The sequence below is a fragment of the Pedobacter miscanthi genome, assembly GCF_003315595.1.
Lineage (GTDB): Bacteria > Bacteroidota > Bacteroidia > Sphingobacteriales > Sphingobacteriaceae > Pedobacter > Pedobacter miscanthi.
This window is the reverse complement of sequence record NZ_QNQU01000013.1, coordinates 135,727-159,156: the sequence shown is the minus strand read 5'-3', so window position 1 is coordinate 159,156 and position 23,430 is coordinate 135,727. Positions and strand designations below refer to the sequence as shown.

The following is a 23,430-nucleotide window of genomic DNA, read 5'->3' as shown; positions in this document are numbered from 1 at the left end:
ACAGGATTATGAAAAAAATACTTACAACCGTTATTATACTCTGTAGCCTGTTTGGAACCGGCTGCAAAAAATGGCTTGATGTGAAACCTCAGGGCGAAACCACCCAGGATGAGTTGTTTAAAACACAAAAAGGCTTCCGCGATGCCTTAACCGGTGCCTACATCCGCATGAAAAGCGGTAACATTTATGGTGGAGCCCTAACCTGGGGCAATATCGAATTTATGGCCATTAACTGGGAAAACCCCTCGCCGAGTAATACGGCATTAACCAAACTCATCAATGGCGATTATACCGATGCAACCGTGAGGGGCTGGCTGGATAATACTTATGCCGATCTGTTTAAGGTAGTTGCTGATGTAAACAGCATACTAAGTGTTATAGATGATAAAAAATCGGTTTTTACTGAAGGGAACTATTCCATCGTAAAAGGTGAAGCCTTAAGCCTGCGCGCTTTCTGCCATTTCGATGCCATGCGCACGTATGGTCCGCTGCCTTCTGCTCCCGGTACTGCAAGGATTCTTCCTTATGTAACCACGGTAAGCAAAGATATCCACGAACCGCTGCTTTACCAGGATTTTATGAAATCTGTACTCAACGATCTCGACCAGGCCGAAGCTTTGTTAAAAGATGTAGATCCCATTCGTAAATATTCAATCGCACAGTTAAACCCCGGACAAAACGATCAGCCGGTGTTGAGCGATAATTACCTGCTGTACCGCCAGGTGAGGATGAACTATTATTCGGTATTGGCTTTAAAGGCAAGGGTATACCTTTGGCTAAGCACATCCGATGCCTCATACAAAGTAAATGCGGCCAAATACGCGCAAATGGTAATCGATGCGGCCGATCCAAGCGGTGCGCCATTATTCAGGCTGGGCGAAGAACGCGACCGTGCGAATGAAGATTACACGATGTCGTCTGAACACATCAGTGCTTTAAGCGTATACAACCTGGCCACCACGGCAACCGGGCTTTTTGGCGAAACCGGAAGTTTAATGCGTTACGATTTTAACATTACCGATGGTTTTTACTACCTCAACAACCTTTTTCCGGTGAGCGAAAGAACATCAGATATCAGGTGGAAACAAATGTGGACTTACAAAACCACCGCAGGGGCCACCAACTACGTGATGTATAAAAAGTATATCCAGAAAGCAGGTTTATTCCCTGTTTTGCAGATTCCGTTATTGCGTTTGAGCGAAATGTACCTGATTTTAACCGAATGTGCCGACACTAAAGCAGGCGCGGAGGCATCCTACAGTTTTCTTTGCAGTAAAAAAGGGATTCCATTTACATCTTTTAATTCAACCGATTGGCTTACCGACCGTAGAAATAAGCTGATCAGGGAATATGTGCGCGAGTTTTACGCCGAAGGACAGAGTTTCTTCACTTACAAGCGTTTCAACTTAACCACATTGCCAGCCAGCTGGACTTATACCTATTATAACGCCAAGCCAACCAAATACCTGGTACCTAAGCCAGACCGTGAAATTAACTATAACAATAACTAAACAAGGCGATGAAAAGATTAATATATTTTTTAGCGATGGTACTTGTTGCGGTAACTGTCATAAGCTGCAGTAAAACCCAGGGACTGCTATACAGTGATATTGCGCGTGTACAACTTAACGATACCACTACGGTGAGCAGTACTTTTGTGTACAAGGCACCAACCATTACCCGGGATACGGTTTATATCCAGGTAAATACTATTGGCGAAATGTCCAATGTAGATCGTGCGGTAAAATTTGTTCAGGTAAGTAATAAGGCAGATTTATTCCCCGCAGTTTCCGGTCAGCATTTTGTGCCTTTTGATGATCCTTCACTCAAAAACCTGATGGTAATCAAAGCCAATACCGTTAAGGCGAAAATACCGGTGGTACTGCTGCGTGATGCAAGCCTGAAAACCAATACCTACCGTTTGCGCTTTCAACTGGCAGCCAATGATCAGTTTGCTTTGGGTGAGGTACAGAGCCGTGGTACATCAATCCTGTTTTCCGATCGTTTGGAGCGCTTTTATTCGTGGAGGTTTGATAATGGTACAGCGCCTGCTTTCTACACGCTTGGAAAATACAGTACCCGTAAGCACCAGTTTATGATTGATGTTTTACACGAGCAGATTGACGAAGCCTGGTACCAAACAGCAGTAACAATTGGTGCATTGCAAAACTATAACAATGTTTTAAAAACAGCTTTAGCCAACTTCAATAACGATCCTGTAAATATTGCCAGTGGTAAGACGCCCTTACGCGAAACCGACGAATTGGGCAGTTTGCCCATTACTTTCCCTTAATAATTAGGCCTGATTTAAACTAAATACAATGAAAAAATTAAATGTATTACTCATGGGGATAATGGTATTATTTACGTGTTCCTGTGTAAAAGAAAGCGAAAACGCATACATTCCCGATTTACCGTCTGCAACAGTAACCGGCTACGAAAAGGCATATACCGTTTACACCCATCAGGATCAGTTGAATATTACCCCTGCGGTATCAGATGAGCGTAGTTACAATTATTACTGGACGGTGTTTTCCAATAATTATACCGTAGGCTCGGGTATTATCCCGAAGGGCGATACGATATCCAGATCAAAAGACCTGCATTACGAAGTTTTGCTTAACCCTGGAGCTTATACGCTTGTTCTTAACTTAAAAAACCGTATTACAGGTGTAACACAAATGATTACCAGTGCGCTTTCGGTATCAACCTTAACCATGACGGGCTGGTATATTTTAAAAGATGACGGCAACAAAACCGATTTCGATTTTATTTACCCAACCGGGCGGATTGATAACTGGATGGCTAATTTTAATGATGGTAAAGGATTAACGGGGAAAAGTGTAAAAGCGGTGTTTTCAGGCTCCTTTAAAAATAATTTAAAATCTACCGATCTCTACAGCGTGATGATTGCCATAACCGATCAGGATGCCGCCATATTCAGGCTCGACAACGGAAAAAAGGTAATGGGCTTTGATGATATGTTTTTTACCCGTCCTGATGTAAAAAAGCCACAGAATGTGCTGCAGCCAATGGCTGATAACAATGTGTTCCTGATTAATGATAATAAGCTGTTTACCCTTACTAAAGGAACTTTATTTGCAAGTCCTCCGCCTTCTACCTATAAAATTACACCTGTAGCAGCTATAGCGGCGAGGGGAATCTTTTTTGATGATAATTCGAAATCGATGGTTTTCTCTGATAACGGAACTTATGCTTTGCCTGGCGCAAATGGTGCACTGGTTAAAAACATGAATGCCGATATGATTTGGGCTGGTGGTTATGCAGGTTTACGGAGTGCGGCACTTACGCTTTTTAAAAAGCCAACCGGAGAAGGACTTTTAATCAGGATGAATGCCAGTTATGGTCCCCTGGCGGGTTCGGGCGATATGATTCTGGGTACTAAAACCGTTCCGGCCACACACGGATTAATGTCGGCCGATGCCATCGGAGGAAATTACGATTCGGATTATATTTATTACGCTAAGGGTAATAATATTTACATGACGGATTTTACTTCCATATCCGAAAACCTGCAGGTTACCCTTCCACAGGGCGAGGTGGTTACCTGTATCCAGCACATCAAATATCCACAGCCTGCTGCCGGTGTGGCCACTACAGTCGATTTTCTGGCCATTGCTTCATACCAGAATGGAAAGTATAAAGTATGGTTGCATAAAATTAGCTCAACCGGGACCATTCAGCAGTTAAGTAAACCCGATTTTGAAGGGCAGGGCAAAGTAAGCTGCCTAAATTACGTAGAAAAGGGCTTAGGAAGCCGGGTATTTTAACATCAAACAATAAACACCAACAATATGAAACTTAAATTAAGTACATTCCTGTTAACGTTTGCATTAACAGGAAGTGTTTTCGCACAGCAAAGCGATCCGGATGTAGAATCGCCGGCCATTAAAAAGCAAAAAGAAGAATTAGAAGCAACGCTTGCTTCGGTGAACCAGAAACTGGCATTGAGCGAAAAAACATACCGCGATGCCCAAACCAAAAAAGTAAAGTACGATACCCTTGGCCTTGGTGCCTGGCGTGCCGAAATGGCCAGGTTTAAAGAGGAAAAAAACGGACTTACCCTGGCCTTTATCAAACAGCACCCTGATTATTTTACCAGTTTACTGGCGTTAAAAGATGTAATTGGTGCACTGCCTAAAGATGTTCAGTCGCTCGAAAAAACATTCGCTAAACTCGATAAAAACATTCAGCAAACGGCTACTGGTGTTAAAACCAAAGCTGTACTGGATAAATTCGACGCCGTAAGCATTGGCCGTATTGCGCCTGGATTTTCTGCACCCGATACCGCTGGCAAAAGCATTAACCTGTCTGATTTTAGAGGAAAATATGTACTGCTCGATTTCTGGGCAAGCTGGTGCGGACCATGCCGCGAAGAAAACCCGATTGTGGTAAAAGCCTATAATACTTACAAAGACCGTAATTTCGAAATCCTTTCCGTTTCACTCGATCAGCCTGGCAAACAGGAGGCCTGGTTAAAGGCTATCCATGATGATCAGCTGAACTGGAAACATGTTTCAGATTTAAAATTCTGGAAAAACGATGTGGCACAATTATATTCCGTAATGTCGATTCCCCAAAATTTTCTGATCGATCCCAATGGGAAAATCATTGCCGCAAACCTTAGGGGGGCAGAACTGGCCAAAAAACTCGCCACACTTTTACCACAAACCAACCAGGGAAAATAAAACCAAATCTTATATCCGGTCGGCCAAAAACCGACCAACAACAAACGATAAATGTTTAAATCTATTTTATGTACACTGGCAATAGGAAGTTTTGCCATGTTCTCTTACGGACAAAAAAAGCCACGTGTTACTACACCAGCAACCATTGCTGTTCCGGTTAAAAAGGCCGATAGTGTGCCGGGAGCAGTTAAACCATATAAAGAAATCATTACTGCTAAGGCTAAAACGGCGCTGGGTATGATCAATGTGCACCAGATCGGCCTAAAGTATTATTTCGAAATCCCCGACACCCTTTTGGGCAGGGAAATGCTGGTGGTAAACCGGATTTCTAAGGCAGCTTCCAATCCACGTCCGCAGATGATGGGCTATGCCGGTGATGAGATTGCCGAAAATGTAATCAGTTTTGAAAGAATTGCAAACGACCGCATTTTATTGCGCCTCAACTCTTATAATGAGCACTCGGCCGATACCACTGCCAATGGTTTATATAAATCGGTACGTAATTCGAATATTCAGCCCATTGTAGCTTCATTTCCGGTAAAAGCCTATGGTGGCGATTCTACCAAACTGAAAAGCAGCGTAATTGATATTACCGATTTTATCAATACCGAAAATGAGATCTTTTTCTTTAGCGCCGCTGTAAAAGGCCTGTTGGGTATCGGCGGTATCCAAACCGATAGGTCTTATATCAACTCCATAAGTGCCTATCCTAAAAATGTAGAAATCCGCACCGTGCGTACCTATAGCCGCGGCCCGATTGGCGGCCAGCCCACTACATCAACCATTCCGTATACTTATGAGCTGAACAGTTCGATTGTGCTTTTACCAAAAGTACCGATGAAAACCCGTTTTGCTGATGCTCGCGTTGGTTTCTTTGCGCAGGGTTATACCGATTTTGATAAAGATCCGCAAGGGGTAAAACAATCGGCGGTAATTGTGCGCTGGCGTTTAGAACCTAAAGATGCCGATATCGAAAAGTATAAACGCGGCGAACTGGTTGAACCCAAAAAGCCAATTGTTTATTATATAGATCCGGCTACCCCGGCCAAATGGGTACCTTATTTAATTGCAGGGGTAAACGACTGGCAAAAAGCCTTTGAACAAGCCGGTTTTAAAAATGCCATTAAAGCTTTGCCTGCACCAACCAACGATCCGAACTGGAGCATTGATGATGCCACCCACAACGTTATTGTTTACAAACCATCAGCTGTTGCCAATGCAAGTGGTCCGAATGTGCACGATCCACGCAGTGGCGAGATCATCGAAAGCCATATTAATTGGTACCATAACATTATGCAGCTGGTACACAACTGGTACATGATACAGGCTGGCCCACTTGATGCCCGTGCGCAAAAACCAAAGTTCGATGACGAACTGATGGGGCAGCTTATCCGTTTTGTATCTTCACACGAAGTTGGCCATACGCTTGGCCTGTTGCATAACTTTGGGTCAAGCTCAACTGTACCAGTGGCTAAGCTAAGAGATAAAGCCTGGGTAGAGGCCCATGGTCATACACCATCCATTATGGATTACGCCCGCTTTAATTATGTGGCACAGCCCGAAGATCATATTTCAGAAAAAGGTATTTTCCCACGTATAGGCGACTATGATAAATGGGCAATAGAATTTGGTTACCGCTGGCGGCCCGAATTTAAAACAGCAGAAGAAGAAACACCATATCTGAATAAACTGATTATTGATAGCTTGAAAACCAATAAACGTTTGTTTTTCGGGGCAGAGAACCTGTTTACTGATCCACGTTCGCAGAGTGAAGATATGGGTGATAATGCAATGCTTGCGGGTACTTACGGGATTAAAAACCTTAAAAGGGTAGTGCCAAATATTATGGCCTGGACGCGTGAGCCAAACGAAGGGTATGAAAAAACCGGCGAAATATATAAAGAGGTAATTAAGCAGTATACACAATACCTTGGCCACGTGATCCGTAATTTTGCGGGTACCTATACTACTTTTAAAAGTGTAGAGCAGCCCGGCGGATTGTTGGCGCCCGTTTCTTATGCCACCCAGAAACAAGCCATGAAGTTTATGAACAACGAGTTTTTTGTAACGCCAAAATGGTTGCTCAATAAACAGATTTCTGATGTAACGGGTGCAAATCCGGTTTATACCATTGGAAATTTGCAATACGCAGTATTGATGCGCATGATGGGTTCTGATATCATCGTAAAAATGATTAACAGGGAAGCTACTGATCCGGTTAAAAACTATACCGCCATGGAATACCTTAATGACCTGAAAAAAGGGGTATGGAGCGAAATTTATAGCCATAAAGCAATCGATATTTACCGCCGTAACCTGCAGCAAACTTATATGAGCAATGCCATAAAAATGTTTGTATCAACCAATGAAATCGTAATGACCGGGCAATTAGGGGGAATTAACATCTACATAAACCCAGATGTAACCAAATCCGATGGCGGAAGCATTATGCGTGCGCATTTGATTGAATTAAGGGGGGATATTAAAAAGGCTATTCCTTTTGCCACCGGTTTAACCAAACTGCATTTAGAAGAAATGGTGCGTAAAATCAATGTGGGTTTGATCCCGAAAACGCTTAATACGCCTACGCCTTAAGGTTTTATAAAGAAGTCAAGTTTTTAAAACTTGGCTTCTTTTTGATTTAGCCCCTAGACTGCCAATGTAAACCTATCATATGAGCGTAGTCGAAGGATCTTTTTAATGCATTTATCCAAAGAAGTCAAGTTTGTATACTGTTTGTATTCAACATAATCTAAAAACTTGACTTCTTTATTTTAAGCTAAATTACAACCGCTTCAACGCGTCCTCATTACCCAGTTTCGTATCCGATTTCTGGATTTTCGATTTACCGAATTTATAGGTAAAACCCATAAAAACACGTTTACTATCATTGCTAACCCGTTCGGTCGAATTGAAAGTGCCATAATTACGTTCGATAAGGTAATCGTTTCGCTTAAAAATGAGTTCATTCCCGCCCAAACGGAGCTGCCCTTTACCTTCCCAAAGGTTAAGCAAAAACGAAGCATCGATATTTTTATAACCACTGTTTTTAGAAAGGTCCTGTACATAATTTGTCCAATAATAGGCGTCAATCTGCAATTTCAGGTTCTTCGAGATTTTAAAAACCTGCGAACTTTTAAAATCAGAGTGAAAAGCAGCCAGTTTATAATGGGTTCCCAGAACTGGTCCTTTAGCCATGTTATAACCAATAGGAGTACCGCTGTTGAGGGTTTCCCACCAATCGTTGATTTTGATCGGGTAAAAAAGATAAAGTGAAACATCAGATGCCCGGTCGAGATTTTGGCGCGTAAAATAGGTAATCTTCGTTGCAAGATCCTGCTTGTAAGAGAATAGTCCGATTGTACCTTTAGTGTGGGTGTAACTTAACGACAGATTAAGCTTGTGGATATTCGTACTCAAAGTATAGGTGTAATCAAACTGTGGCGTAAGCGAAGGGTTACCCTGCTCAATGGTATATTGGTTAATCAGCACCGTATAGGGTACCAGTTCGTAATAAGGCGCACGGTTAATGGTGGGCTTATAAGAAATGGAAATGTTATTATCCTGGTTAAAATTATGCTGATAAAGAAACGTGGGGAAGAAGTTACTGTAGTTTTGTTTAAAATTTCCCACAAAATTGGCTTTGGTATTTTCAACCCTTAAACCAAGCTGTACCTTATCTTTCTTCCAGTTTTTACCCAGTATTCCGTATACCGAAGCGATTGATTCTTTCAGATTACTTTCATTAGAAAATATCGGATTGGATAGGAATGCTCCGTTGCGATTATCCTGATAATTTACGCTTGTATTGGAGTTGGTGTACTGAAATTTAGCACCGGTTTCAAGCTTCCATTGTTTTTTAAACTCATGCGTATAATCAGCCTGACCAATGTAAACATCAATAGCGGCCTTGTTTCTGTTCTGGTAATGGGTTGGGATGCTGATGATATTGCCCGATCCGTCATAAAGCACCGAAGGGAAATCCTGGAAGAGGTTGCGTTTCCATGGGGTAAAAGTAGCCAATACCACGAGATCATTTTTGCCCGAATCGGCCAGAAGATGGTAATTAAAGTTGTAGGTATAAGAACTAGCACGTTGGTTAAACGTGGCATCAGTGTATGATACCGAATCAGTACGGATGTTTTTCCGGCCAAACTCATTTGTTGTAGCCCATGGTCCTTTAAAATAAAAGATACCACCGTTTGCAAAAAGCCCGATGCTCTGGTTTTTATCCAGTTGCAGCTCGGCGCTGGCCTGAAAGTTATAGAGGTTGTTATGCGATAGGCGCGACCAGTTGTTGGTTAAATAATATAAGGGATCGCTGGGATCCTGAAACCTTTCCGAATTTATACTGAAAATGTTGGTTCCTTTGTTAATACCGCCACTCGCATAAAAGGTTAGGTTTTTGCGTTTGTAAGTGGCCGAAGTATTCAGGTTTCCTGTGGCATATTTTCCGGTTGATCCATCAGCGCGGACATCACCCGTAAAACCTTCAATCTGGCTTTTTTTGGTAATGATGTTGATTACGGCACCAAAAGCAGCATCATATTTTGCCGAAGGTTGCGTAATCAGTTCGATTTTTAAGATATTCTCTGCAGGCATGGTTTGCAGGATATTTTCCAATGCTGCATCCGGTACGGGTTTGCCGTCGATTAAAATCATGGTTCGTTTTCCCTGTAAACTCACCGTATTATCGGCTGAGATCCGCACAAAAGGTGCCGATTTTAATACCTGAAGCGAATTGCCTACCGCCATGGCGCTGTTATCTACATTAAAAACCAGCCTGTCGCTTTTGGCTTCTACCAGTGGCCTGCTGGCTGTAATTTTAACTTCCTTTAAATTCTCGCCTGATGACTGCATCGCAATTGGGGCAATGTTTACCGGGGTGTTACCGCCAACCGTAAAAGGTTTAGTAGTATACGGACTGTATCCAATGGGCGAAACCCTGATTTTGTAAGTGCCCGGCTTAACCGATGGAAAGGTAAATTTGCCATCAAGATCGGTTAACGAGTTGATCACGAAAGATGAATCTGTCGCTACTAACAAGGTTACCGTGGTATATTCCAATGGTTTGGCATGTTCGTCGAACAACCGGCCACTTACCTGGTCTTTTGCAACAGAATCGACAACACTGGGGTTAATGTTCTGCTTTACCGGTGCCGCGGTTTTAGAAACCGTTGGAAAAATAGAATAGTTTTTATCATCTACCTTGTACCACGATAAATTAATCGGTAAAATGAGTGCATCTAAAATCTGTTTTAAAGGTTTACCCGCATAATTATTAGCTTGATAAATAACCTGCTTTTGTTTAAGCTGACTTTCTTCGTATAAAAAATTGACTTTAAACTGTGCACTCAACTTGCTGAGTACCTGTGTTAAGGCCTGTGTTTCTTCTTGTTTTGCTTGCTGGCCAAATGTAAATTGGTTAAAAAACAGGACGCATATTAAGGCAATAAGGCTAACTTTTAAGTTCTTTTTCATGATCGTTGCCTTATTTAGATGTAACAATAAGTTCGTGCGTAGCCTCTTTCGGGGTAATGTTGATGTTCAGTGTAACTCCAATGGCTTTAAACAGTACATCCCGATCCTTCGCACTTAAAGCACCCGATAATCTTTTCTCCAAAATTTTCGGATCATCAACTACCGCTTTATAACCATAAACATCTTCGAAATAATCGAATATTTTAGCTACCGGAACATTGCGGAAATATAGTTTTCCATCTTTCCATGAAGCATATTCTGCAACATTGATCGGTTTTTTAACCAGTTTTCCGTTTGCATATTCGGCGATATCGCCCGGAGTCAAAACAAGTGGTTTTGTTTCACCGGAGTTTAAATCCAGACTGATTTTGCCTTCTAAAAGGGCCACTTCGGTACGGCCTCTACGGTCGTTTACGTTAAAAGAGGTTCCTAAAACTTCTACATTAACTGCACCCGTATGCACAATAAAATGTTCGTGTTTTTGTATCGCTCCTGTTTTATGGAGGTGGTTTACCTTTAAAAAGGCTTCTCCCGAGATCCAAACCTCACGGATTTCGTTTTTATCCCAGTTTTTATCATATTTAATATGCGAGTTGGCGTTAAGGGTTACAATCGATCCATCAGGTAAAGTGATATTCTTCAATTGTCCGTAAGGTGTTTCGATATTTACTTTTTGGTTAACCGAATATAAAATGCCGATACAGAACAGGATACCCACCACAACCGCTGCGGCGGCATAACGGTACCATATCGGCAAGGTTCTGCCTGTTTTTTTGACTGAAACGGTTTTGGCGGCAATGTTTTGCCAAAGTTGTTTTTGCTCAGTTGCATCGAGTTGATCAGTTTCGAACCGCATCGATAATACGATTTCCCTTGCACCTGCAATTATCGGGCTTAGGGTGGGGTAAGTATTCTGGACGTTTTGCCAAAATAGGTCTGCGGTTTCATCCGGCTGAAGCACCCAAAGGATAAAGCCTTCATCGTTAATCAGATCTGCTAAAGTATAAGCTTTGTAATCGCTTAGCTGTTTCTTCATTGTTCTTTCTTTTGATCCTATTAGCAGTAGCAGCTCTTTTTTTCCCCATTAAAATGAATAAAAAATCTAAATTTTATTTATTTATCTGATTATCAGTTTAATAATTTTAAATGAAGCATGAGGTAAAGCAATAATAAATCATCTTTAGAAAGGTTATTTCGCAGGTAATCTAACGAACGGGCCATAATTTTATAGCCCGCCTTTACCGTAATTCCCATCACTTCGGCAATTTCTTCATAACTTAATTGCTCATAAAATTTAAGGAAAATGGCTTCCCTTTGTCTTGCCGTAAGTTTAGCCAGGGCGCTTTGAAGCTTTTCGCTTACCTGCAGCCGCCTTTCATGATCAATCAGGGTTTCCTCAACATTTAAAACCACCTGGAACTGATAATTTTCTGTTTCCTCATAAGTTTCATTTTTGCTTAGCTTAAAAGCTTTTTTAAAAATGGCATGTCTGAAAGATTTGTAGAGGTAATTTTTTACGTGCTCAGGATTTCCGACCGAATTTTTTCTCGTCCACAGCCCTACAAAAAGATCCTGGATACACTCTTTAATCAGGTCTTTATCTTTGCTAAACTTTGATCCATAATTGTACAAACTTGCTGAATAGGTTTTGTACAGGTATTCGAAAGCAGCAGCATCACCATCTTTAAAACTATTCCAATGCTGAGCTTCGTTGTTTGTGTTATGATTTTGGTGGAGTTGCAAAATATAGGTCTGGATAGGGTTAAGATGTAAGATTCCAACAATTATAATTCCATTTCATTAATTGCTGATGGCCAAACATAAGTAAATTCTTTTAAACGTATATTGTAGTTTGACAATCTACTCACTAGTCTTAGCGTCTCGCTAAGAGCTTCCTAGTTTTTTGCCACTGATTCACAGAAAAACACAGATTAAACTTGGATAAAGACAATATATAAGTTTATTCTGTGCAAATCCGTGTTTCCGTGGCAAATAGATCCTTCCTAATTTTTTGTCAATGATTCACAGAAAAACAAGGATTAACTGGGATGAAAACAATACATAAGACTATTCTGTGCAAATCCTTGTTTCCGTGGCAAAATAGACCCTTCTTAATTTTTTGCCACAGATTCACAGAAAAACACGGATCAAACACGGATAAAAACAATATATAAGTTTATCCTGTGCAAATTCGTTATTCCGTGGCCGAATAACCTTAGAGAATGAATTCTTTTAAATCAGCGCTTTCCGTGTCATCTGCGGGTATAAACAAAATGATCACGACATCAAATTGCACAATAGATCATTATCCGGTGTTCCAGCAGCATCAGCCAGGTAAATAAAATAATACACACTTCTTTAGCCTCAATATTTTTCCCTATCTTTTCCTCCACTAACCAAAATCCTTCTTTAATTGATAAAACGATTTACCATTCCCGGAACATGAAAACTATTTACAAAGCAATTTTTGCCATAGGCGCTTTATCTATTCTTTCCCAGTTTGCCATTGCCGCTGATATTGAAATCAAAATCAACAAACGTTACCTTAACCTGCCCGTTTCGCAAAAGCAGGCCAGGGCCAATATGAAATTTGAAATTGCAGGTAAACAGGAGCGGGTTTTTAAAATCCGGCTGGCGAAAGACGAAGCAGAGTACTGGGTTTTCTGTGATGTAACCGCACTAAAAGGGAAAACGGTAAAAATTAGTTATGACGGGGATCCCGCCGGATTGCAGAAAATTTATCAGAATGATGAAATTGAAGGCCAACTGTTTATTTACAAGGAGAAAAATCGTCCTCAGTTTCATTTTACCACAAAAAGAGGTTGGATAAACGATCCGAACGGACTTATTTTTTATGAAGGCGAATATCACCTGTTCTATCAGCATAATCCATACGAAAGAGAATGGGAAAATATGTCGTGGGGCCATGCCGTAAGTAAAGATATGATCCACTGGGAAGAGTTGCCAACCGCTTTAAGCCCTGATCAAACAGGAACCATGTTTTCGGGTTCAACCGTAATTGACTATAACAATACCGCCGGGTTTAATAAAGGAAATACACCTGCTATGGTAGCCACCTACACTGCTTTTACTGATGAAAAACAGGTGCAGTGTGTGGCTTATAGTTTAGATAAGGGTCGCACCTGGACAAAATACGATAAAAACCCAATCATTGATTCGAAAGCGAAATGGAACAGTGTAGATACAAGAGATCCAAGGGTTTTCTGGTACAAACCCGGGAAACATTGGGTAATGGTGCTGAATGAGCGCGACGGGCATTCGATTTATAATTCGGCCAATTTAAAAGACTGGACTTTCCAAAGCCATACCACAGGTTTTTGGGAATGCCCCGATCTGTTCGAGCTGCCCATCGATGGCGATAGAAACAAAACCAAATGGGTAATGTACGGCGCTTCCAACACCTATATGACGGGCACTTTCGATGGTAAAAAGTTTATACCCGAATCTGGCAAACATTATTATGTAACCGGAAGCATTTATGCGGCACAAACTTTTACCAACATCCCCGAAAGTGATGGCAGAAGGATCCAGATTGGATGGGGCAGAATCGGCCACCCTGATATGCCTTTTAATGGGATGATGCTTTTGCCAACCGAACTGAAACTTAAAACCACAAAAGATGGCTTACGTTTGGTAAGCGAACCGGTAAAAGAGGCCTCACAGCTTTTCGAAAGTACTGGTGAGTGGAATAATTTAAACGCAAAGGATGCCAACGAAAAACTTAAAACCTTTAACAATACAGACAGGATCCGCATCAAAACAAAACTGAAACTCTCACATGCCACCAGTGCCGGCCTCAGTCTTTACGGGCAGAAAATACTGGATTACGATATGAATTTCAATTTGGTAAATGGTGTTTTTTATTCACCTGAAGATATGACAAGTATGGAAATTTCTGCTGATATCTATATCGACAGAACTTCGATAGAAGTTTTTATTGATGGCGGCGCCTACTCTTATTCGATGGAACGCAAATTAGATGCAAAAAACACCGATGGCTTTCAGTTTTGGGGAAATAATATCGAAATTAAAGATTTAAAGGTGTATTCTGTTAAGTCAATTTGGCAATAAAAGACCCATAGTGGCCTAATCATTACAAAACTATGATCCTGTTAATCCTGAAATCCTTTAATCCTATTCTGAATTAGTAACATTATGAAAAAGACATTTTTATCAATTATCAGTTTCCTTATTTTATTAGTTTCAGGTCCGCTTTCAGCGCAGCAAAAATATCCGGAATTAGGTATTGTTAGCGGTTTAGCACAAGATAGTATTGCTTATGCTGCGGGTTTTAAATTGATTGGCGAATCGGTACCCAAAATACTTTCACCAGCATTAAGCGATGCTGAATTTCAGGCTAACCTGCAAAAACTTAAAACTGCAAAATGCAAAGTGTTAAGCTGTAACCTGTTTTTTCCGGGGAGTTTGAAAATAGCGGGCCCGGATGTAAACGAAGATAAAGTTTTAAGTTATACCGAAACGGTGCTTTCGAGGGCGAAACAGGCGGGAGTAAAATATATTGTGCTCGGTAGTTCAGGGGCGCGAAGCATTCCATCTGGTTACGATATGGACAAGGCAAAAGCAGATTTTGTAATCCTATGCAAAAAACTGGGTCAGATAGCGAAAAAGAACGATGTCATCATTTTATTGGAAAACCTCGAAACCACAGAAACCAATTTTATTACCTCACTAAAATCAGCGGCAGAAATTGTAAAAAAAGTAAACGAGCCTAATTTCAGGCTTAATGTCGATGTTTTTCACATGTTACGGGAAGGCGAATCGCCTGATGAGATTATTGCTGCGGCCAAACAGGTAGGTTTTTGCGAAATTGCCGAAAAAGAGAAACGTACCCTGCCAGGGGTAGCCGGCGACGATTTCAGGCCATACTTGCGTGCGCTGAAGAAAATAAATTATAAAGGGTATATCTTCATTGAAGCCAGCACCAATAACGCGTCGGTAGAAATACCACAGGCATTCCAATACCTTACTAAGCAAATCGCGGAGGTTTATTCGGGGAAATAGAGGTTTAGGGTTTAAGGTTTAAGCCCCCCATATCCGTCATTTCGAGCGAAGCACAGCGAAGTCGAGAAATCTACATTGTCATCCTGAGCGTAGTCAAAGGATCTCCGCTACGCTTCAGTCGAGATGACGCCTTTTTTATTAAAGTCTATCAATAGTAGTAGAATCAAACATAATTGATCCCCCTTAAAACATCCTTTCATTGTATCTTTTTTATGATAAATAACTAAAATTTAAATTAATTATATAAAATCTATAGAATTAGTAGATTATTTTTTTTAGTTTTGCATCATTATATAATACTTATCCAGAAAGACCGAGGGAAAGGCCCTACGACGTCTAAGCAACCTATACACTTGTAAAAGGTGCTAATTCCTTTCTGCCAACTGGTAGAGAAGATAAGTTGGTTATGCATCCGCATGCTAATTGATTTTGAGGTTGCTCAAAGTTTTTCTGGTAAAAAACTCCTAAAAATCAGATAAATGAAGAAAACTTTTACCCTTATTACCGCTATCCAACTGCTCTCACTTGCGTTATTGGCACAGGAAAAGCCAATAAGTGGTTTTAAAACGCAGAATATTCCGAAGCAGCATGATATTGAACAGAAATTTGATGCAGGGCTTGATAAGGCAAATATCGGGGCAACCATAAAAGAGCTTTCTGCCAATCCCCACCACCTGGGCTCAAAAGGCAGTAAAACAGTAGCCGAATCTGTTTTAAACAAGTTTAAAAGCTACGGTTGGAATGCAAAGATCGAAACCTATTATGTTTTATTCCCAACACCTAAAACCCGCTCGGTACAATTATTGGGAAATGATCAATACAATGCCGTACTGGAAGAGCAGGCTGTTAAAGAAGATCTGGCAACTGCACAGCAGGGGCAATTACCGCCTTATAATGCATGGGGTGCTGATGGTGATGTAAGTGCGGGGCTTATTTTTGTAAATTATGGATTGCCTGCCGATTATGATAAACTGGAGCGCCTCGGTGTGAGTGTAAAGGGCAAAATTGTGATTGCCAAATATGGCCGGTCATGGAGGGGCATCAAACCTAAAATTGCTTACGAACATGGGGCTGTGGGTTGTATCATTTACTCTGATCCTAAAGATGATGGCTTTGTAAAGGGCGATGTATATCCACAGGGTGCCTATAAACCCGAATTTGCGGTTCAACGCGGATCGGTAATGGACATGGTGATTTATCCGGGCGATCCGTTAACACCGAACACGGGTTCTACAAAAGATGCCAAACGAATCGAAAGGGCAGGTGCCAAAACCATACTTAAAATTCCGGTACAGCCGATCAGTTACCACGATGCACTTCCTTTATTAGCTGCACTTAAAGGTCAGGTGGTGCCTGCCGATTGGAGCGGCGGATTGCCTGTTACCTACCATATTGGCGATGGAAGTACCCAGGTACGCTTAAACCTCGCTTTTAACTGGGATATTGTTCCCGCTTATAATGTGGTGGCCAGACTGGAAGGCAGCCAGTTTAAAAACCAGTGGATTATCCGCGGCAACCACCACGATGCCTGGGTAAACGGTGCGGCAGATCCGGTAAGTGGATTGGCATCGCTGTTAGAAGAAGCTAAATCTATCGGTTTACTGGCCAAAGCGGGAATAAAACCAAAACGGACACTTATTTATATTGCCTGGGATGGGGAGGAACAATCACTTTTAGGTTCAACGGAGTGGGTAGAAGACCATGCTGCCGAATTAAACAGTAAAGCAGTGGCCTATATCAATTCGGATGGCAACGGACGCGGATTTTTGGAAGCTGGGGGCTCGCATGCACTCGAAAATCTCGTTTCCGAAATTTCAAAAGAAGTAAAAGATCCACAGGTTAATGCTAATATTTTCGAACGCTGGAAAGCAAATAAAGCCATTTCTACAACATCACTCAGCGATCGTAAAAAAGTAATTGATAACCAAACTATCGATCTTGGAGCCTTGGGTACCGGTTCAGATTATTCGGCATTTTTACAGCACCTTGGCATTCCTACTTTAAATCTTGGTTTTGGTGGTGAGGATGAAGGTGGAGAGTACCATACCAATTTCGATACCTATGATAACTTTGTCAAGTTTAAAGATCCCGGTTTTGAATATGGTTTAACCTTATCTCAAACCGCAGGAAGGGCAGTATTGCGCCTCGCCAATGCAGATGTACTCCCATTCAACTTTTCGAACCTTCAGGCTAAAATAGCTACTTATGTTACCGAAGTAAGCACATTGGCCAAACAACTCAGAGAAGGTGCCCAGAGTCAGAATAAACTGATTACGAATGGCGCTTATCAACTGGCAAATGATCCCAAAGAGAATTTAAAAAATCCACCAACACAGGTAGAATTGCCGGAATTCGATTTTTCTGCACTGAATTTAGCCGTTGATAGCTTAAAAACAGCCTCGTTAAAACTAAACCAGGCGGTAACAGCAGCCCTCGCCTCAAATACCAATGCCGATAAACTGAACATCCTGCTTTTTCAGGCCGAAAAACAGTTGCTCCAGGAAAATGGTTTACCCGGCCGGCCCTGGTACAAGCACAGCATTTACGCCCCCGGACTTTACACCGGCTATGGCGTAAAAACACTTCCCGGTGTGCGCGAAGCCATTGAACAGTACCATGCAAAAGAAGTGCAGGAGCAGATCGCCGCATTAACATCCTCCATTTTAAAATTCTCACAATTCCTCAAGCAAACCAATCAACTTTAAATATCACCCTACAAACATGAAACTATTTTTTACCTATTTAATAGTCTGCTTTGCCCTGCTCGGCAGTTTGCAGACCTTTGCCCAGAACACCCTTCGCGGTAAAATTACCGATAGTAAAGATAAACAGCCACTGGCAGGTGCCACCATTAAATTAAAAGGCACCAAAATTGGTACGAGTACCAATAATAAAGGGGAATTTAACCTAACTTTTTCGGAAAAGGCAGATAGTATCATCATTCATTTTCAGGGTTATACAGAACAGGTGGTAGCCATCAATAACCGTTCAGAAATTAATGTAGCGCTAAAAGAAGATATCCACCTGCTATCTGATGTGGTGGTTACCGGTGTGGCAGAAGGAACCAGTCGTAAAAAACTAACCTTTGCCTTAACTAAGGTAAATAACGAACAGATTAATACCGTTCCGGCAACCGATGCCTCTCAAACGCTAAGGGGAAAAGTTGCAGGGATTCAGATCAGTCAGTCTTCAGGTAATTCCGGTGCTACCGTATACTTGCGTGGCGCTAAATCGGTATCGGGCAATATTGCGCCACTATTAGTAATCGATGGTTTTGTAACGGCATTAAACTTATCGGATTTAAATCCGCAGGATATCGAATCCATCGAGGTGGTTAAAGGTGCGGCAGCATCAGCCCTTTATGGTACGAGGGGAGAAGGCGGGATTATCCAGGTGCTTACCAAAAAAGGAAAGGGCAATGGAAAAGTGAATATCATCGTCGACAATGAATTTGGCCTGAGTAATGTACAAAATACCCCTCCAACTTCACAGTTCCATCATTTCAAGGTAAATCCTGATGGTTCATTTGTACTTAATGGTAATGCCCGCACCATCGATGTACAGGCTAATGGTTATTCGCTCAATCTCCATCCTTACCAGAATGTGTATGATAATGTGGCCAACATGCTTAACAACAATCCATATTTTACCAATTTTGTTTCTGCATCAACGGCCGGCGATAAATATACCCTGTATGCCTCTTTTCAGAACCAGTACAAAGGTGGCGTAGCTGAGCCCGTTGGCGCTGATAAAAGGCAAACAGCCTTATTCAATTTTGGTTATAAACCAGATAAAAAGCTTGAGGTTAACCTTAGTTTGCAGTATTTTAACAATCAAACACCATCTTCTTCAATTTCATCAAGTGGTAGTGGATCGTTATTATATGCCACATCGCTTTACGAGCCTTTTATCAACCTGCAGGAACGTGATGCCTCAGGGAAATACGCCTTCAAACCTTATGGTTTCGATATCCAGAATTTTAATGTGAACAATCCTTTTTACCAGTTGAGTTACCGCGAGTACAACAATAACAGCGATAACCTGCTGGCAGGATTAAAGGTAAAATACCAGTTTACTGATAAACTGAATGCCGAAGTGTATACATCCTTACAGAACGAGAATTACAATGAAACAGATTATTATCCGATAGGTTTTCAGACGATCTCTGCCGACATTACCCGAAACAATGGTTATTATGGCGAAAGTACCACAAAAACCACGTCTAAAAACGGACAGGCACAGCTGAACTATAATAATAAGTTTAACGATTTCGATTTTGGTGCAACTTTAAAAGCGGTGTACGAAGAAAACAGGATTACTTCATTATCTGCTTCGGGTTATAACCTGAGTGCACCCGTAAAAAGTCTGGCTGCGGCATCGGCCGATAGCAGAGGCATTGGATCTTCATGGCAACAAACGGTTAACTATGGCTACTTTCTAAATTTAAAAGCCGCATGGAAAGAAAAGATTTTTGTAGATGTACTGGGCAGGCTGGATAACAGCTCGAGATTTGGTGCCGATGTGGGCACAGCCTTTTTTCCAAGGGTATCAACTGCTTATCGTTTAACGGAAGATTTAAAACTGGGCATCATTAACGAATTGAAACTGAGGGTAGCTTATGGTAAAGCAGGTAGCTTACCTCCATTTGGTGCCAAAGATAGTCAGGTTTCTTTATCCAGTTCGGGTGGCGTAAGTTATAACCAGCGCGAAAATACCGACCTGAAAAGAGCCATTACTTCCGAGCTCGAATTTGGTTTTGATGCGCAGCTGTTTAAACGCATTAATGTGCAGGCCAATTACGCTTTTTCAAAAAGTATTAATGATTTTATCCTTGTTCCGGCTTTTCCTCCAACTACCGGATCGGCAAGGATTTACGGCAATCTGGGCGCTGTTAAATCGAATTCGCTCGAGCTCGAGATCAATGGCAACGTGATCACCAAAAATGCCTTTACCTGGAACACCGGGATCACTTTTAGCAGGATCAGAAGTAAAATTACCTCTTTGGGGGATGTACCCGAATTTACTGATGGTGATTTCAGAAAAGCACCCGGCGTAAGTCCTTTTGCCTTTTATGGTTACAGCGTACTTACCGGTCTCGATCAACTCGAAACTAATGCACAGGGTCTGGTAACCAATGCCGCCGGAGGGATTTACAAACTGAGCGATTTTACAGTAAACCAACTGGGTTTTGTGGTATTAAAAAACCAATTGGGTACCGCCGCCGAAACTCCTTTACTATACCAGAATGCAGCTACAGGTAACTCGAAAGTGATTGGCGATGCACAACCTGATTTTATTGTCGGTTTTTCAAATACCTTTAATATCGGTCCATTGTCTGTTTATGCCGTTTTAGACTGGAAACAAGGTGGACAGAAGTATAACGAAACCCAGCAGTACCTCACTTATCAGTACCGTTCGCCATTTTCCGATCAGGCTGCACAGGCAGGTTTGCCCCTTGCTTTTACCACCGCTGTTTTTAATGCACAGCAAACTACTGATTATTGGTTGCAGAAAAGCAGTTACGTTTCGTTAAGAGAAGTTTCTTTAAGCTATAAGCTGCCGCTAAAGGCTTTAGGGATAAACCGGGTGTTAAACAATGCCCGCCTGGCACTTGTTGGCCGTAATCTGTATACCTGGACATCCTTTACGGGGGTAACACCAGAAGGTAATCAGGATTTTTACGATTACCCAACCTACCGCATTTACAGCGCAAAACTTACACTAAACTTTTAACAAACAGAAAATGAAAAATCTATTATACTTATCATTGATTGCTTTAAGCCTTAGTGCCTGCAAGAATACCGATTTTGATAATCCAACTACTTTAACCAATCAGGAAGCTGTTGATCAGATCAAAGATCTTGGACTGAAACTCACTACCAGTAGCGTGCAAACCGTTTTTAGTACTTCAACCAGTGCATCCGGAACGCATTTTAGCCTTTTGGCCGATCAAACCACCAATACCAATGGGAATTCGTCGTGGTGGGATTTTGCCAACGAGCCACGTTTAAGGCTCAATAACAATACTTCTTACCGCGGTGCAGTAACCTGGAATACCTTTTACAACAGCTTTTACCAGGCCAATTTAGATGCCACCCTGGCGCTTGATATCATTGAAAAACAAGGGAAAAAGATCTACGACACACAGGGTAACGACCGCACGCAGGATTGCCTTGTGGCTGCCTATTATGCTAAAGGAATAGCACAGGGCTATTTAGGCGTTATTTTCGACCGTGGTATTATTGTAGATGATGTAAATTTAAGTACCAAAGATTTCCCTGATTCGTACAAAGCCTTAATTGCCAATGGAATTAAACTGATCGACAAATCTATTGCACTTGCCGAAGCAAACAGCCAGTTTAAATTCGATTTCCTTAGCGGAAAGTCCTTCAGTAAAAGTGATTTTATCAAACTGGCCAACTCGATGGCTGCCAGGATTTTATCTTCCGAAGCCCGTGATAAAGCAGAAGCCGAAAAAATAGGCGATGCGCAGTGGAGTAAGGTATTGGCTTATGCCGAAAAAGGTTTTACCAGCGACTTTATAATCACTACGGTAACAGGTGGCTATTACAATCAGCTATTAACCAACCTGGTGCAGCGTAATTCGGATGGTTCGGGTTGGTTGCCGCCGGATGTAAAAATTGCCTATCTGGCCGATAAAACCGGGAATACACCCAAATTTTACCCTTTAACGGGCATATTGCCGAATATCAGCAGCAACGATAAACGTTTCGACAGCTATTTTGGTTATACCACAAGTTTTGGGATATTTATCGAATCCCGCGGACGTGGTCTTTTTACCAACTGGTATAGAAAGAGATGGTATAATAGCGCCAATACCCTAAATTCTCCGGGCGCAGTTAATCCTTATTTCCTGGCGGAAGAAATCCGTTTGTTAAAAGCCGAATCTAAATTCTGGCTGAAAGATTATGCCGGCGCAGCATCTTTGCTGAACGATCCGGCTGCGGCCAGAAAAGCAATAGGTACCCTTCCGGATGTAGCCGCAAATCAAACTGATTTAAGAAAACAGCTGCATTACGAGTATGCCATCGAAATTGATGGCGCAGGAGGCGCATTTCTGCCCTTTACCTTTATGCGCCGGAACAATTTACTCGTTGGCGGTACACCAACTGAATATCCCTTGCCTCAGCTGCAACTCGATCTGGTAAAACAGCCGGTTTATACTTTTGGTGGCAATGCTTATTTCGGCGAAAAAGGCAAATATGGAGAAGTGGCTACAGCGGCTGATGAAGGCTGGAAAGCAGCAGAAAAATAAACTTAACAGTTAAACAATTAACCACCATAGCTAATAACCAATATTCAGATTGCAATAATCAAACGGGAGTTATCAGTTTAACCTTACAGTTACCCAATTTATACAATTAACCTCCAAATAATAACCAATATTCAAATTGCAATAATCAAAAGAGAGTTATCAGTTTAGCAATAAAAACAATCTGGCAATTTAATCTAACAATTACCCAATTTATACAATTAACCAGTTAACCGATTTAAACAATTAACCATAAAAAAGATCATGAAAAGTAAATTATTCACAATGGCTGCGGTTTTGCTCAGCCTTGGCGCATTTGCGCAACAACCAAAATTCGAAAACCCAAATGCAGATAGCAGAGGCTACCTGGTAAAAGTTGGCGATAAAGCGCCTGATGATTTTGAACTCGTACTCAATGATGGGAAGAAAACCACTTTAAAAGAGTTGAAAGGTAAAATCGTTATCCTGCAGTTTACCGCTGCCTGGTGTAAGGTTTGCCGCGAAGAAATGCCTTATCTGGAAAAAGATATCTGGCAGGCTTACAAAGACAAAGATGTGGTACTGATTGGTGTAGACCGTGATGAACCATTGGACGTGGTGCAGAAATTCCATAAAGACATGAACATCACTTATCCGCTGGCGCTTGATCCCGGTGCTAAAATCTTTCAGAAATTTGCTGATAAAAAAGCCGGCGTTACCCGTAATGTAGTGATTGATCGTGATGGTTATATCAGGTTTTTAACCCGTTTGTACGATAAAGAAGAATTTAGCCTGCTGGTTAAAAACGTTAAAGAATTAAGCCAGAAAACAAGCAGGTAATTGCTTAATTAAATCATTGTTTAAGAGCAGGTCCGATAGTTATATTGGGCCTGTTTTTATTAACGGGCAGATACAATGCGCTGTTATGCAAACGTTTGTGCAGTG

Annotated in this window: 14 protein-coding genes and 1 riboswitch; of the genes, 11 read left to right on the top strand and 3 right to left on the bottom strand. The window is 41.5% G+C overall.

The genetic code is table 11. The features are described from left to right. Positions 1–8: 8 nt before the first annotated feature. Genes DRW42_RS16105 through DRW42_RS16085 form a run of 5 tightly spaced genes read left to right on the top strand, consistent with a single transcriptional unit; the run spans position 9 to position 7,304 of the window. Complete coding sequence (locus DRW42_RS16105) at positions 9–1,511, top strand: RagB/SusD family nutrient uptake outer membrane protein (protein ID WP_113949858.1); 1,503 nt, start codon at positions 9–11, stop codon at positions 1,509–1,511. An 8-nt stretch (positions 1,512–1,519) separates the two neighbouring features. Next, positions 1,520–2,293 carry a DUF4843 domain-containing protein gene (locus tag DRW42_RS16100; RefSeq protein WP_113949857.1) on the top strand — a complete coding sequence of 258 codons (774 nt, stop codon included), beginning with the start codon at positions 1,520–1,522 and terminating at the stop codon, positions 2,291–2,293. Positions 2,294–2,321: 28 nt separating this feature from the next. Then, a complete protein-coding gene (locus tag DRW42_RS16095) occupies positions 2,322–3,791 on the top strand; it encodes a PKD-like family lipoprotein (RefSeq protein WP_113949856.1) in 1,470 nt (489 codons plus the stop codon). Positions 3,792–3,815: 24 nt separating this feature from the next. Next, entirely contained in the window at positions 3,816–4,709 is an 894-nt protein-coding gene (locus tag DRW42_RS16090; RefSeq protein WP_113949855.1) for a peroxiredoxin family protein, read from the top strand. A gap of 51 nt (positions 4,710–4,760) precedes the next feature. Further along, positions 4,761–7,304 carry a zinc-dependent metalloprotease gene (locus tag DRW42_RS16085; protein WP_113949854.1) on the top strand — a complete coding sequence of 848 codons (2,544 nt, stop codon included), beginning with the start codon at positions 4,761–4,763 and terminating at the stop codon, positions 7,302–7,304. Between the two features lie 189 nt (positions 7,305–7,493). On the opposite strand, the gene DRW42_RS16080 is transcribed toward DRW42_RS16085, so the two are convergent. The 3 genes from DRW42_RS16080 to DRW42_RS16070 all read right to left on the bottom strand — a co-directional run bounded on the left by DRW42_RS16080 (position 7,494) and on the right by DRW42_RS16070 (position 11,933). After that, positions 7,494–10,190: an outer membrane beta-barrel family protein gene (locus DRW42_RS16080; protein WP_113949853.1), complete on the bottom strand. Its 2,697-nt coding sequence runs from the start codon at positions 10,188–10,190 to the stop codon at positions 7,494–7,496. A 10-nt stretch (positions 10,191–10,200) separates the two neighbouring features. Continuing rightward, complete coding sequence (locus DRW42_RS16075) at positions 10,201–11,226, bottom strand: FecR family protein (RefSeq protein WP_113949852.1); 1,026 nt, start codon at positions 11,224–11,226, stop codon at positions 10,201–10,203. A 92-nt stretch (positions 11,227–11,318) separates the two neighbouring features. Continuing rightward, positions 11,319–11,933, bottom strand: coding sequence for an RNA polymerase sigma factor (locus tag DRW42_RS16070; RefSeq protein ID WP_158544358.1), 615 nt, complete (start codon positions 11,931–11,933; stop codon positions 11,319–11,321). 699 nt (positions 11,934–12,632) lie between these two features. Here DRW42_RS16070 and DRW42_RS16065 point away from each other — a divergent pair. The 6 genes from DRW42_RS16065 to DRW42_RS16040 all read left to right on the top strand — a co-directional run bounded on the left by DRW42_RS16065 (position 12,633) and on the right by DRW42_RS16040 (position 23,325). After that, on the top strand, positions 12,633–14,282 hold the full coding sequence (locus tag DRW42_RS16065; protein ID WP_113949850.1) for a glycoside hydrolase family 32 protein: 1,650 nt from the start codon (positions 12,633–12,635) through the stop codon (positions 14,280–14,282). A gap of 84 nt (positions 14,283–14,366) precedes the next feature. Further along, positions 14,367–15,233 carry a sugar phosphate isomerase/epimerase family protein gene (locus DRW42_RS16060; protein WP_113949849.1) on the top strand — a complete coding sequence of 289 codons (867 nt, stop codon included), beginning with the start codon at positions 14,367–14,369 and terminating at the stop codon, positions 15,231–15,233. 297 nt (positions 15,234–15,530) lie between these two features. Beyond that, a riboswitch (SAM riboswitch) is annotated at positions 15,531–15,635 on the top strand. 77 nt (positions 15,636–15,712) lie between these two features. Continuing rightward, positions 15,713–17,938, top strand: a complete 2,226-nt coding sequence (locus tag DRW42_RS16055; protein WP_113949848.1) for a transferrin receptor-like dimerization domain-containing protein — start codon at positions 15,713–15,715, stop codon at positions 17,936–17,938. Between the two features lie 16 nt (positions 17,939–17,954). Continuing rightward, on the top strand, positions 17,955–20,966 hold the full coding sequence (locus DRW42_RS16050) for a SusC/RagA family TonB-linked outer membrane protein (protein WP_113949847.1): 3,012 nt from the start codon (positions 17,955–17,957) through the stop codon (positions 20,964–20,966). A gap of 10 nt (positions 20,967–20,976) precedes the next feature. Further along, on the top strand, positions 20,977–22,509 hold the full coding sequence (locus tag DRW42_RS16045) for a RagB/SusD family nutrient uptake outer membrane protein (protein ID WP_113949846.1): 1,533 nt from the start codon (positions 20,977–20,979) through the stop codon (positions 22,507–22,509). Positions 22,510–22,770: 261 nt separating this feature from the next. Beyond that, positions 22,771–23,325 carry a TlpA disulfide reductase family protein gene (locus DRW42_RS16040; RefSeq protein ID WP_244215300.1) on the top strand — a complete coding sequence of 185 codons (555 nt, stop codon included), beginning with the start codon at positions 22,771–22,773 and terminating at the stop codon, positions 23,323–23,325. The last annotated feature ends 105 nt before the right edge of the window (positions 23,326–23,430 follow it).